The organism is Bradyrhizobium sp. 1200_D9_N1_1 (assembly GCF_052075915.1).
In the GTDB taxonomy this organism is placed as follows: domain Bacteria; phylum Pseudomonadota; class Alphaproteobacteria; order Rhizobiales; family Xanthobacteraceae; genus Bradyrhizobium; species Bradyrhizobium diazoefficiens.
The window spans coordinates 4674260-4686724 of record NZ_CP197226.1; the positions used below are offsets into that span (position 1 = coordinate 4674260).

Below are 12465 nucleotides of genomic sequence, written 5' to 3' on the forward strand. Positions count from 1 at the left end.
CGGAGGAAACGGTGATGAATGGGTCAATGCCCCAGCATCACGCGGCTCGTGTCGAAGCCGCTATTGCATCAGGCCAGGCGGCTCGCTCCGCGCTCGTGGCCTCCTGGCGCCGTTCGTCCCGACTGCATCATCTCGACCCCTCCGGCCGGGGCCTGCCCCAGCGGCTGACCGACGCGGAACTCCGCGAGGCGCGCGAGCGGATCGCACCGCTGCTCGCCGCTGCACGAGGCGCGATGGACCGGCTCTACCAAGCGGTTGGCGCGGCCGGCTGCTGCGTGCTGCTGGCCGACGGCGAGGGGGTACCGGTGGATCGTCGCGGCACGCCGGCGGACGACACCACCTTCCAATCCTGGGGTTTGTGGACCGGCGCGCTCTGGAGCGAGGAGCGCGAGGGCACCAATGGCATCGGCACCTGCGTCGTCGAGCAGCGGCCGCTGACGATCGACCGCGACCAGCACTTCTTCACGCGCAACACGCTGTTGAGCTGCACCGCCGTACCGATCTACGACCACGAGGCGGCGTTTGCCGGCGTGCTCGACGTCTCCTCCTGCCGCGCCGACCGGACCGATGCGTTTTCCAATCTGATTGCGCTCGCGGCAGGCGAGGCGGCAAAGCGCATCGAGGCCGACTTGTTCCGCCGGGCTTTCGCCCATGCCCGCATCGTGCTGACGCCGGCTGCGGACGGACAGTGCGGGGGCCTCGTTGCGGTCGATGCGGACGATCTCGTGATCGGCGCGACACGCTCCGCCCGGGTGGGACTTGGGCTCGCGCCAGGCCGGGCGTTGCGGCCAGTGCCCGCGGCCGATCTTCTCGGCGGCGATACGGCGCGCGACCACCTCGCCGGCGGTCAGCGCGCGGTGGTGCAGCGGGCGCTGCTCCGCGCGGGCGGCAATGTTTCGGCGGCCGCCAAAGCCCTCGGCGTCAGCCGCGCAACCCTGCACAGGAAGCTCAAGCGGTTCGAGCTGAACCACTGAGGGCCACTGTCCTTTCAGCCGTCATTGCGAGCGCAGCGAAGCAATCCAGAATCTTTCCGCGGAGGGACTCTGGATTGCTTCGCTGCGCTCGCAGTGACGATGTGGAAGCCGCGAGCCCTCGATCTTGCACCTGCCTCACCCCGGACCTGTCGCAGAACTGCGACAGGTCCGCTCCTCCATCGCTCCTATCAGGGCTGACAGAAATCGCCTCCCGCATCATCGTCGGCGCAAGTCGCGATCAGCGACGAATTGCGCAAACAGCAAACATCGGGAGTGATCAATGAACAAGGTGGAATTCCTCAGCGTCACCAAAGTTCCCTTCGCCGAACGCTACGACAACTTCATCGGCGGCAAGTTCGTCGCGCCGATCTCGGGCAAATATTTCGACAATGCCTCGCCGGTGAACGGACAGATCGTCTGCAAGATCGCACGCTCCGACGCGCAGGACGTCGAAGCTGCGCTCGACGCGGCGCATGCCGCCAAGGCCGGTTGGGGGAGCACCAGCGTCGCCGAGCGCGCCGCGATCCTGAACAAGATCGCCGACCGCATGGAAGAGAATCTCGAGCGCCTCGCGATCGCCGAGACCTGGGACAACGGCAAGCCGATCCGCGAGACCCGCGCCGCCGACATCCCGCTCGCCATCGACCACTTCCGCTATTTCGCCGGCGTCGTCCGCGCCCAGGAAGGCTCGATCGGCGAGATCGATCACGATACCATCGCCTATCATTTCCACGAGCCGCTCGGTGTGGTCGGCCAGATCATCCCCTGGAACTTCCCGCTGCTGATGGCCTGCTGGAAGCTCGCGCCTGCGCTCGCCGCCGGCAATTGCGTCGTGCTCAAGCCCGCCGAGCAGACCCCGGCCTCGATCATGGTCTGGGCCGAGATCATCGGCGACCTGCTGCCGCCCGGCGTCCTCAACATCGTCAACGGCTTTGGCCTCGAAGCCGGCAAGCCGCTGGCCTCGAGCCCGCGCATCGCCAAGATCGCCTTCACCGGCGAGACCTCGACGGGCCGGCTGATCATGCAATATGCCAGCCAGAACCTGATCCCGGTCACGCTGGAGCTCGGCGGCAAGTCGCCGAACATCTTCTTCAAGGACGTCACCGCCGAGGACGATGACTTCTTCGACAAGGCGATCGAAGGCTTCGTCATGTTCGCGCTGAACCAGGGCGAGGTCTGCACCTGTCCGAGCCGGGCGCTGGTGCACGCCGACATCTATGACCGCTTCATGGAGCGGGCGCTGAAGCGCGTCGCCGCGATCAAGCAGGGCGACCCGCGTGCGGCCGACACCATGATCGGTGCACAGGCCTCGGGTGAGCAGCTCGCCAAGATCCTCTCCTATATCGACATCGGCAAGCAGGAGGGCGCCAAGGTGCTGGCCGGCGGCGGTCGTGCCGAGCTCGGCGGCGATCTTTCCGGCGGCTTCTACGTCCAGCCGACCGTGTTCGAGGGCCATAACAAGATGCGAATCTTCCAGGAGGAGATCTTTGGTCCCGTCGTCTCGGTCACGACCTTCAAGACCGACGACGAAGCGCTCGCGATCGCCAACGACACGCTCTACGGTCTCGGCGCCGGTGTCTGGAGCCGCGATGCCAACCGCTGCTACCGCTTCGGCCGGGCGATCCAGGCCGGCCGGGTCTGGACCAATTGCTACCATGCCTATCCCGCGCATGCGGCGTTCGGCGGCTACAAGCAGTCGGGCGTCGGCCGCGAGACCCACAAGATGATGCTCGATCACTACCAGCAGACCAAGAATCTCCTGGTCAGCTACAGCCCGAAGAAGCTCGGCTTCTTCTGATCGGAACAGGAGCGGGCGGCGCCGTTCTGGCGCCGCTCGTTCCGGTAAACGGGACCTGGCCCGCACGGCGTTAGATTTGTTGCCTGATCAGCGCCAAAGATTTTCCAATATTTCGATCACGTTGCAGTGCGGCATAATGAATGTCGTGTCATGCCGCCGCGGTGCTTTCCAAGGGTGTTTGACTTGGGTTAGAGAGGACGAAAGTTTTCTCTGACCCGGAATTCCCATGGCCGCACCCAAGAAAGCCGCCGCAAGCGCTCCACAGGACAAGACCAACGGCGGTTCGCCCCCGGAATTCACCAGGGAGCAGGAGCTCAAGGCGCTCCGCGACATGCTCCTGATCCGCAGGTTCGAGGAAAAGGCCGGCCAGCTCTACGGCATGGGCGCGATCGGCGGCTTCTGCCACCTCTATATCGGCCAGGAGGCCGTGGTGGTCGGCATGCAGATGGCTCTCAAGGAGGGCGATCAGGTCATCACCGGCTATCGCGACCACGGTCACATGCTCGCGACCGGCATGGACGCCAACGGCGTCATGGCCGAGCTCACGGGACGCCGCGGCGGCTATTCCAAGGGCAAGGGCGGCTCCATGCACATGTTCAGCAAGGAGAAGCACTTTTACGGCGGCCACGGCATTGTCGGTGCCCAGGTCTCGCTCGGCACGGGTCTGGCCTTCGCCAACAACTATCGCGGCAACGGCAATGTCAGCGTCACCTATTTCGGCGACGGCGCGGCCAACCAGGGCCAGGTCTATGAGAGCTTCAACATGGCGGAGCTCTGGAAGCTGCCGGTGATCTATGTCATCGAGAACAACCGCTACGCCATGGGCACCGCGGTCTCGCGCGCTTCCGCGCAGCAGGACTTCTCCAAGCGCGGCGCGTCCTTCAACATCCCCGGCCTGCAAGTCGACGGCATGGACGTCCGTGCGGTGAAGGCTGCGGGCGACGAGGCCGCCGCCTGGTGCCGCGCCGGCAAGGGGCCGATGATCCTGGAAATGCAGACCTACCGCTATCGCGGCCACTCGATGTCCGACCCTGCAAAATACCGCACGCGCGAGGAGGTCGAGAAGGTCCGCCACGATCAGGACCCGATCGAGCAGGTGCGCAACCGCCTGTTGACCGCCAAGGTCAGCGAGGCCGATCTCAAGGCGATCGACGCCGAGGTGCGCGATATCGTCAACGCGTCTGCCGACTTTGCCCAGCATGATCCCGAGCCGGATGCCGCCGAGCTCTGGACCGACGTTTACCGCTGAACGCGCGCAAGCTTTCTTTTGGAGCCGATATGCCAATTCAAGTGCTGATGCCCGCGTTGTCGCCCACGATGGAAAAGGGCAACCTCGCCAAATGGCTGAAAAAAGAGGGTGAGGCCATCAAGTCCGGCGATGTCATCGCCGAGATCGAGACCGACAAGGCGACCATGGAGGTCGAGGCGACCGACGAGGGCACGCTCGGCAAGATCCTGATCCCCGAAGGCACCGCCGACGTCGCCGTCAACACGCCGATCGCGACGATTCTTGCCGACGGTGAGAGCGCCGCTGATCTCGCAAAGGCGCCCGCGCCGGCCCCGCAGCCGAAGGCCGCCGAATCCGCAGCCCCTGCCGCCGCAAAGGCCGAGGCACCCGCGCCCAGGGCTGCGCCGTCCGCACCGCAAGCCGCCGCCGAGCCCGATCCGGAAGTGCCCGCGGGCACCGAGATGGTGACGCAGACCATCCGCGAAGCGCTGCGCGATGCCATGGCCGAAGAGATGCGCCGCGACGCCGACGTCTTCGTGATGGGCGAAGAGGTTGCCGAGTATCAGGGCGCCTACAAGGTCACCCAGGGCCTGCTCCAGGAATTCGGCGCCAAGCGCGTGATCGACACGCCGATCACCGAGCACGGCTTTGCCGGCATCGGCGTCGGCGCCGCGATGACCGGGCTGAAGCCGGTCGTCGAGTTCATGACCTTCAACTTCGCGATGCAGGCGATCGACCAGATCATCAACTCCGCTGCCAAGACGCTCTATATGTCCGGCGGCCAGATGGGGTGCTCGATCGTGTTCCGCGGCCCGAACGGCGCCGCCGCGCGCGTCGCCGCGCAGCACAGCCAGGACTATTCATCCTGGTATTCGAACGTTCCGGGTCTCAAGGTCGTCGCGCCGTTCTCGGCTGCGGATTACAAGGGCCTGCTCAAGGCCGCGATCCGCGATCCCAATCCGGTGATCTTCCTCGAGAACGAGGTGCTCTACGGCCACACCGGCGAAGTGCCAAAGCTCGACGACTTCGTGATCCCGATCGGCAAGGCGCGCATCGTGCGCTCCGGAAGCCACGTCACAATCATCTCCTGGTCGAACGGCATGACCTATGCGCTCAAGGCCGCCGACGAGCTCGCCAAGGACGGCATCGAGGCCGAGGTGATCGACCTGCGCACGCTGCGCCCGATGGACACCGAGACCATCGTCAACTCGGTCAAGAAGACGGGGCGCGCCGTCACGGTGGAAGAGGGCTGGGCCCAGAGCGGCGTCGGCGCCGAGATCGCCGCACGGATCATGGAGAACGCCTTCGACTATCTGGACGCGCCTGTTGCGCGCGTCTCCGGCAAGGACGTGCCGATGCCCTATGCCGCGAATCTGGAGAAGCTCGCGCTGCCGTCGGCGGCGGAAGTCGTCGAGGCCGCCAAAGCCGTCTGCTACAGGTAGACCATGGCGGGCCCGAAGGAGCAGCCACTGCCACCCGACGTCGTGACCCGCGAGGACGCGGTCGAGATCCTGCGCGTGTTCGTGCTGGACGGCGGGCTGTCGATGGCGTTCCAGCGCGCCTTCGAGGAACCCGACATGTGGGGCCTCTTGCTCGTCGATCTTGCCCGTCACGCCGCGCGCGCCTATGCGCGCGAGAGCGAATATACCGAGGAGGACGCGTTGAGCCGGATCCTCGAGATGTTCCAGGCCGAGATCGAGCGTCCCACGGACACCGGCACCACGACGCCGCGCGGGAAGGGGCACTGACAGTGGCGATCGAATCCTATCACTTCGATTTCATGCTGGAGGCGATCCGCGAAGCGGAGGCCTCGATCGCGCAGGGCGGCCTGCCGATCGGCGCCGTGCTGACGCGCGACAACCAGATCATCGCCCGCGGTCACAACAACCGCGTGCAGGAGAACAACGTGATCCTGCACGGCGAGATGAGCTGCCTGCGCGAGGCCGGCGCGATCACATTCCACGACACCATCATGTACACCACGCTGTCGCCATGCTCGATGTGTGCCGGCGCGCTCGCATTGTTCAAGGTGAAGCTGGTGGTGATCGGGGAATCCGTCACCTTTCCGGGCTCCAAGGACATCCTCGACAAGTTCGGCATCCCCTGGATCGACCTTGCCGACGACCGCTCCATCACCATGATGAAGAATTGGCGTTCCATCCCTGCCAATGAGCGCCTCTGGCAGGGCGACATCGGCAACTAAACCTGGTCTGTTCGTCTTCGCTGTCGGAGACGACGTTTTGCAAAGTTCTTCTTGAGGTCAGCATGCCCATCAACATCCTGATGCCCGCTCTCTCGCCGACGATGGAGAAGGGCAACCTCGCCAAGTGGCTGAAGAAGGAAGGCGACAAGGTCAAATCCGGCGATGTCATCGCCGAGATCGAGACCGACAAGGCGACCATGGAGGTCGAGGCCATCGACGAGGGCACGATCGCCAAGATCCTGGTGCCCGAAGGCACGCAGGACGTCCCGGTCAACGACGTCATCGCCGTGCTGGCCGGTGAGGGCGAGGATGTGAAGGCCGCTGGTGCCGCCAAGCCCAGCGCCTCCGCCGCGCCGCCGAAAGCCACGGATGCTCCCGCTGCTGCGCCAGCTCCCGCGACAGCACCTGCTGCGCCCAAGGCTGCACCGCCGCCCGCCGCCGCACCCGCGCCGCAGGCTGCCGCACCGGCTGCTCAGAGCAACGGCCATGGCGGCCGCGTGTTCTCATCGCCGCTGGCGCGACGTCTGGCCAAGGACGCCGGCATCGACGTGTCGATGGTGACAGGCACCGGCCCGCACGGCCGCGTCGTCGCCCGCGACGTCGAGCAGGCCAAGTCCGGCAAGGGCCTCAAGGCGCCCGCCGCGGCGCCGTCATCCGCGCCCTCGATCGCGCCGACCATGTCGGACAAGCAGATCCTGTCGCTGTTCGAGCCCGGCTCCTACGACATCGTCCCGCACGACGGCATGCGCCGCACGATCGCGCAGCGCCTGACTGCGTCGATCCAGAACGTCCCGCATTTCTACCTCACCATCGACTGCGACATCGGCAAGCTGCTCGCCGCGCGCGAGGAGATCAATGCGGCGGCTCCCAAGGACAAGGAGAAGAAGCCGCTCTACAAGATCTCGGTCAACGACTTCGTCATCAAGGCGATGGCGGTCGCGCTCCAGAAGATCCCGAACTGCAATGTGAGCTGGACCGAAAGCGGCATGGTCAAGCATCACCATTCCGACGTCGGCGTTGCCGTGGCGATGCCCGGTGGCCTGATCACGCCGATCATCCGGAAAGCGGAGACCAAGACGCTCTCCACCATCTCCAACGAGATGAAGGACTTTGCCGCGCGCGCCCGCTCGCGCAAGCTCAAGCCCGAGGAATACCAGGGCGGCACCACCGCCGTGTCCAACCTCGGCATGTACGGCATCAGCCACTTCACCGCCGTGATCAACCCGCCGCATGCCACCATCCTCGCGGTCGGCACCAGCGAAGAACGGCCCGTGGTGCGGAATGGCAAGATCGAGATCGCGCACATGATGAGCGTGACCTTGTCGTGCGATCACCGCGCCATCGACGGCGCGCTCGGCGCCGAGCTGATCGGCGCGTTCAAGCAGCTCATCGAAAATCCGGTCATGATGATGGTCTGAGATGGCGCATGCGGACGCGCTGGCCCTGGATCTCAATGGTGATCTCGCTGGTGTTGACGCTCAGCCCGATCGGCCGCGACATCATTGAATCTGCCTTCTTTGCCGGAGAGAGACTGTCGCGCGACATCTGGAGACCCATTGCGCTGGTGATCATCGCCGTCATGGCGGCGGTCATCCTCGCGGAATGGCTGATCAGAACTTACATCCTCAATCGCCGCGCCCGCGGCGCAACGACCGCTTGAGTTGAACGGGAGCCGCCATGGCCGATACATCCTTCGACATCATCATCATCGGCTCCGGTCCCGGCGGCTATGTCACCGCGATCCGCGCCGCCCAGCTCGGCTTCAAGGTCGCGATCGTCGAAAAGTCCTACCTCGGCGGCATCTGCCTGAACTGGGGCTGCATCCCGACCAAGGCGCTGCTGCGCTCCGCCGAGATCTATCACTACATGCAGCACGCCAAGGATTACGGCCTGTCGGCCGAGAAGGTCTCGTTCGACCCGAAGGCTGTGGTGCAGCGTTCGCGTGGCGTCTCGAAGCGGCTGAATGACGGCGTCGGCTTCCTGATGAAGAAGAAAAAGGTGACCGTAATCTGGGGCGCTGCCTCGATCGACGCGCCCGGCAAGGTCACCGTGAAGAAGTCCGACGTCGAAGCGCCGAAGGGCGCGCTGGGCGAGGGGACCTACCAGGCCAAGCACATCATCGTCGCGACCGGCGCGCGGCCGCGCGTGCTGCCGGGGCTCGAGCCCGACAAGAAGCTGATCTGGACCTATTTCGAGGCGATGGTGCCGGAGCGGATGCCGAAGTCGCTGCTGGTCGTCGGCTCCGGCGCGATCGGCATCGAATTCGCCTCGTTCTTCCACACCATGGGCTCTGACGTCACCGTGGTCGAGGTGCTGCCGCAGATCCTGCCGGTCGAGGACGCCGAGATCGCCGGCCTTGCGCGCAAGCGTTTCGAAAAGCAGGGCATCAAGATCCTGTCCTCGACCAAGGTGACGAAGCTCGAGAAGAAGGCCGACAGCGTCGTCGCCACCATCGACGACGGCAAGGGCAAGCCTGTGACCACCGAGTTCGAGCGCGTGATCTCGGCGGTCGGCGTCGTTGGCAACATCGAGAGCCTCGGCCTCGAAAAGCTCGGTGTCAAAACCGATCGCGGCTGCATCGTGATCGACGGTTACGGCAAGACCAACGTCCCCGGCATCTACGCCATTGGCGACGTCGCGGGCCCCCCGATGCTGGCGCACAAGGCCGAGCATGAAGGCGTGATCTGCGTCGAGGCGATCAAGGGCCTGCATCCGCATCCCATGGACAAGAACCTGATCCCGGGCTGCACCTATTGCCAGCCGCAGGTCGCCTCGGTCGGCCTCACCGAAGCCAAGGCCAAGGAGAACGGCCGCGAGATCCGCGTCGGCCGCTTCCCCTTCGTCGGCAACGGCAAGGCGATTGCGCTGGGCGAGGACCAGGGCCTGGTCAAGGTGATCTTCGACAAGAAGACCGGTCAGCTCCTCGGCGCCCACATGGTCGGCGCGGAGGTCACCGAGCTGATCCAGGGCTATGTCGTCGCCATGAATCTGGAGACGACGGAAGAAGAGCTGATGCACACCGTGTTCCCGCATCCGACGCTGTCGGAGATGATGAAGGAAGCCGTGCTGGATGCTTATGGGCGAGTGTTGAATATTTGAGGGAAGGGGGACTGCGGCGTCGGGGGCGCTCTGAGCAGTCCCGTCATCCTGAGGTGTGAGGTCGGCGGTGCGGAGCACCGTTGGCCGAGCCTCGAAGGATGAGCGGCCGAGATGCAGCCGGTCTCGTCGCCCTTCGAGGCTCACCATACGGCGCGATGCGCCGCATGGCTCGCGCCTCAAGGTGACGGATCACGTAATGAACGGAACAGAACAAGAAGAGGGCCAACCCATGCACGACAACGACAACCTCACCATCGAACGCCCGACCTTTGTCACCCATCTCGAATGCGCGATGGAAGGCGATCATTATGCCGCCGACCAGGTCCACAATCTCTCCAAGGCCGGCAAGCCGCTCTTGGTGCGCTACGACCTCGCCGGCGTGAGGAAGGCGCTGACCAAGGATGCGCTCAAGGAACGCCCCGCCGACATGTGGCGCTACCGCGAGCTGCTGCCGGTGCGCAAATGCAAGGACATCGTCTCGCTCGGCGAAGTCACGACGCCGCTGATCCGGCTGCCGAAGCTCGGGAAAAAGCTCGGCGGCGGCGAGATCATCGTGAAGGACGAGGGGCGCCTGCCGACCGGCTCGTTCAAGGCGCGTGGCCTCGTGATGGCGGTGTCGATGGGCAAGGCGCTCGGCATCAAGCACATGGCGATGCCGACCAACGGCAATGCCGGTGCGGCGCTCGCGGCTTACGCGACGTCCTGCGGCATCAAGACCACGATCTTCTGCCCGGCCGATACGCCCGAGGTGAACGTCAGCGAGATCGAGCTGCAGGGCGCGACCGTCTACCGCGTCAACGGCTATATCGACGATTGCGGCAAGATCGTCGGCGAGGGCAACGCGAAGGTCGGCTGGTTCGACACCTCCACCTTGAAGGAGCCGTACCGTATCGAAGGCAAGAAGACGATGGGCCTCGAGCTCGCCGAACAGCTCGGCTGGGACGTGCCCGACGTGATCTTCTATCCGACTGGCGGCGGCACTGGCCTGATCGGCATGTGGAAGGCCTTTGACGAGCTCGAGAAGATCGGCTTCATCGGTTCGAAGCGCCCGCGCATGGTCGCGGTGCAAGCCTCCGGGTGCGCGCCGATGGTGCGCGCCTTCGATGCCGGCACCGAGCATGCGACGCGCTGGGAGGACGCCCACACAATCGCGTCCGGCATCCGCGTGCCGCAGGCGATCGGCGATTTCCTGATCCTGCGCGCGGTGCGCGAGAGCAAAGGCTTTGCCATCGCGGTCGACGACGACAAGATCTCGGCGGCGCTGAACGAGGTCGCGCGCGAGGAGGGGCTTTTGTTGTGCCCCGAGGGCGCCGCGACCTACGCCGCTTACAAGGAAAGCCTTGCCGACGGCCGCGTCAGCAAGACCGACCGCGTGATGTTGTTCAACTGCGCGACCGGCCTGAAATACCCGCTGCCGCCGGTCACCCGCACGCTCGATCGTCATAAGCCGATCGATTTCTCGCAGTTCTAGAAATCTCTCCCTCTCCCCGTTCTTACGGGGGCGCGACGAGCTTCGCTCGCGCTGGGAGGGTTGGGGTGAGAGGCCTGCTTCCGCGCGAACACGGTGGCAGATGGGCTCGCGGAGGCTCCCGCTGACCCATTTGCTTCGCAATTCGACCTATCCCCGCAAGCGGGGCGAGGTAAAGAAAAACAACAATGACATTGCTGGGGAGAACACAATGACGAAGGCCGTCTGGGCCGGGCTGATCGGCATTCTCGCTCTCACCGGCGCTGCGCGCGCCGACGACTATCCCTCGCATCCTATCACCATCATCGTTCCCTTCGCGGCCGGCGGCCCGTCGGATGCGATGGCGCGCGTGCTCGCCGAACGGATGCGGACGACGCTCGGCCAGCCCCTGGTGATCGAGAACGTCACCGGCGCCGGCGGTTCGATCGGCGTCGGTCGCGCCGTGCATTCGCCGGCAGACGGCTACACCATCTCGTTTGGCCATCTCGGCACCCATGTGGCCAACGGCGCGGTCTACAAGCTCAACTACGATCTCGTTGCCGATCTCGAACCGGTGGTGCTGTTGCCGAGCAACCCGATGATCGTCGTCAGCAAGAACGCGGTCCCGGCGACGTCGCTGAAAGAGCTTTTGGACTGGCTCAAGTCGCGGCCGTCGGCGGCAACCGCCGGCACGGCCGGTGCGGGCTCCGGCAGCCACATCGCCGGGGTCTATTTCGAGAGTGTCAGCGGCATCAAGCTGCAATACGTGCCGTATCGCGGCACTGCGCCCGCGCTGAACGATCTCATCGCGGGCCAGATCGACGTCATCGTCGACCAGACCTCCAACTCCATCAACCAGGTCCGCGCCGGCACCATCCGTGCCTACGCCGTCACCGACGACAAGCGCCTGTCCTCGGCGCCGGACATCCCGACCGCGGAGGAGGCGGGCCTGAAAGGCTTCCACATGACGCTGTGGTCGGGGATGTGGGTGCCGAAGGGCACGCCGAAGGAGATCGTGACCAAGCTCAACGCCGCCGCCGTGGAGGCCCTGAACGATCCCGCCGTGAAGAAGCAGCTCGAAAGCCAGGGCCTGGAGATGACGCCGCAGGATCAGCTCACCCCTGAAGCCCTCGGCACCCGCCAGAAGGCGGAGATCGCAAAATGGTGGCCAATCATCAAGGCGGCGAATATCAAGGTGGATTAGAGCACCTTGCCGCTTCGTATGTCGCCACGACGACGAGTAGCCGCGGCCTGAGGGGCAGGCGCGGCCGCGTTACAACTTGGCTTCATCCGCCCCCGTGAGGGCCGCCTCCAGACATTGAAGCAGCTTCGGCGTGGAAAACGGCTTCGCGAGAAAGCAGGTCGCGCCGGCCTTCAGCGCGCGGTCGCGCACGGCCTCGTCGGGAAAAGCCGTCATGAAGATGAAGGGCGTGATGCGCCCGAGGCTGCGCATATGCGTCAACAGCTCGACACCGCTCATGGCCAACATCTGCACGTCGGCGATTACGCAGGAGGTCGTGTCCAGTTCGGCGGATTGAAGAAATTCGTGAGCGGAACCAAAGGTGTAGACCGTGTATCCGCGCGACGTCAGGAGGTTGTTCGTCGCAAGGCGAACGGAGGGATCATCATCAATGACGGAAATGATCGAGGGCACTGACAATATGATCGCTCCTGAACGGGGAGCCGCCGGGCACGGTTCAGCCGCTTACGGAAAGT

The 12465-nt window shown here is 65.0% G+C and carries 12 protein-coding genes; 11 read left to right on the forward strand and 1 reads right to left on the reverse strand.

All coding sequences use genetic code 11. From position 1 onward, the window contains the following. Positions 1-14: 14 nt before the first annotated feature. The 11 genes from AB5K84_RS22500 (at position 15) to AB5K84_RS22550 (ending at position 11953) form a co-directional block, all read left to right on the forward strand. Positions 15-974 carry a helix-turn-helix domain-containing protein gene (locus tag AB5K84_RS22500; protein WP_038967230.1) on the forward strand — a complete coding sequence of 320 codons (960 nt, stop codon included), beginning with the start codon at positions 15-17 and terminating at the stop codon, positions 972-974. 280 nt (positions 975-1254) lie between these two features. After that, positions 1255-2772, forward strand: a complete 1518-nt coding sequence (adh, locus tag AB5K84_RS22505; protein ID WP_011087552.1) for an aldehyde dehydrogenase — start codon at positions 1255-1257, stop codon at positions 2770-2772. A 226-nt stretch (positions 2773-2998) separates the two neighbouring features. After that, positions 2999-4021: a pyruvate dehydrogenase (acetyl-transferring) E1 component subunit alpha gene (pdhA, locus tag AB5K84_RS22510; protein WP_011087551.1), complete on the forward strand. Its 1023-nt coding sequence runs from the start codon at positions 2999-3001 to the stop codon at positions 4019-4021. A 29-nt stretch (positions 4022-4050) separates the two neighbouring features. Beyond that, on the forward strand, positions 4051-5442 hold the full coding sequence (locus AB5K84_RS22515) for a pyruvate dehydrogenase complex E1 component subunit beta (protein ID WP_011087550.1): 1392 nt from the start codon (positions 4051-4053) through the stop codon (positions 5440-5442). A 3-nt stretch (positions 5443-5445) separates the two neighbouring features. Beyond that, complete coding sequence (locus AB5K84_RS22520; RefSeq protein ID WP_011087549.1) at positions 5446-5748, forward strand: DUF5076 domain-containing protein; 303 nt, start codon at positions 5446-5448, stop codon at positions 5746-5748. 2 nt (positions 5749-5750) lie between these two features. After that, the gene (locus AB5K84_RS22525) at positions 5751-6203 is read left to right on the forward strand and encodes a nucleoside deaminase (RefSeq protein WP_011087548.1); all 453 of its coding nucleotides are present in this window, start codon (positions 5751-5753) and stop codon (positions 6201-6203) included. Positions 6204-6265: 62 nt separating this feature from the next. Next, the gene (locus AB5K84_RS22530) at positions 6266-7621 is read left to right on the forward strand and encodes a pyruvate dehydrogenase complex dihydrolipoamide acetyltransferase (protein WP_011087547.1); all 1356 of its coding nucleotides are present in this window, start codon (positions 6266-6268) and stop codon (positions 7619-7621) included. Between the two features lie 8 nt (positions 7622-7629). Then, positions 7630-7863 (forward strand): hypothetical protein, encoded by a 234-nt coding sequence (locus AB5K84_RS22535; RefSeq protein WP_028171820.1) that lies wholly within the window; start codon positions 7630-7632, stop codon positions 7861-7863. A 17-nt stretch (positions 7864-7880) separates the two neighbouring features. Next, positions 7881-9302: a dihydrolipoyl dehydrogenase gene (gene lpdA, locus AB5K84_RS22540; protein WP_441232642.1), complete on the forward strand. Its 1422-nt coding sequence runs from the start codon at positions 7881-7883 to the stop codon at positions 9300-9302. A gap of 229 nt (positions 9303-9531) precedes the next feature. Continuing rightward, entirely contained in the window at positions 9532-10773 is a 1242-nt protein-coding gene (locus tag AB5K84_RS22545) for a threonine synthase (protein WP_038967232.1), read from the forward strand. Positions 10774-10981: 208 nt separating this feature from the next. Further along, the gene (locus tag AB5K84_RS22550) at positions 10982-11953 is read left to right on the forward strand and encodes a tripartite tricarboxylate transporter substrate binding protein BugD (RefSeq protein ID WP_038967237.1); all 972 of its coding nucleotides are present in this window, start codon (positions 10982-10984) and stop codon (positions 11951-11953) included. 69 nt (positions 11954-12022) lie between these two features. On the opposite strand, the gene AB5K84_RS22555 is transcribed toward AB5K84_RS22550, so the two are convergent. Then, complete coding sequence (locus tag AB5K84_RS22555; RefSeq protein ID WP_038967233.1) at positions 12023-12409, reverse strand: response regulator; 387 nt, start codon at positions 12407-12409, stop codon at positions 12023-12025. Positions 12410-12465: the final 56 nt, after the last annotated feature.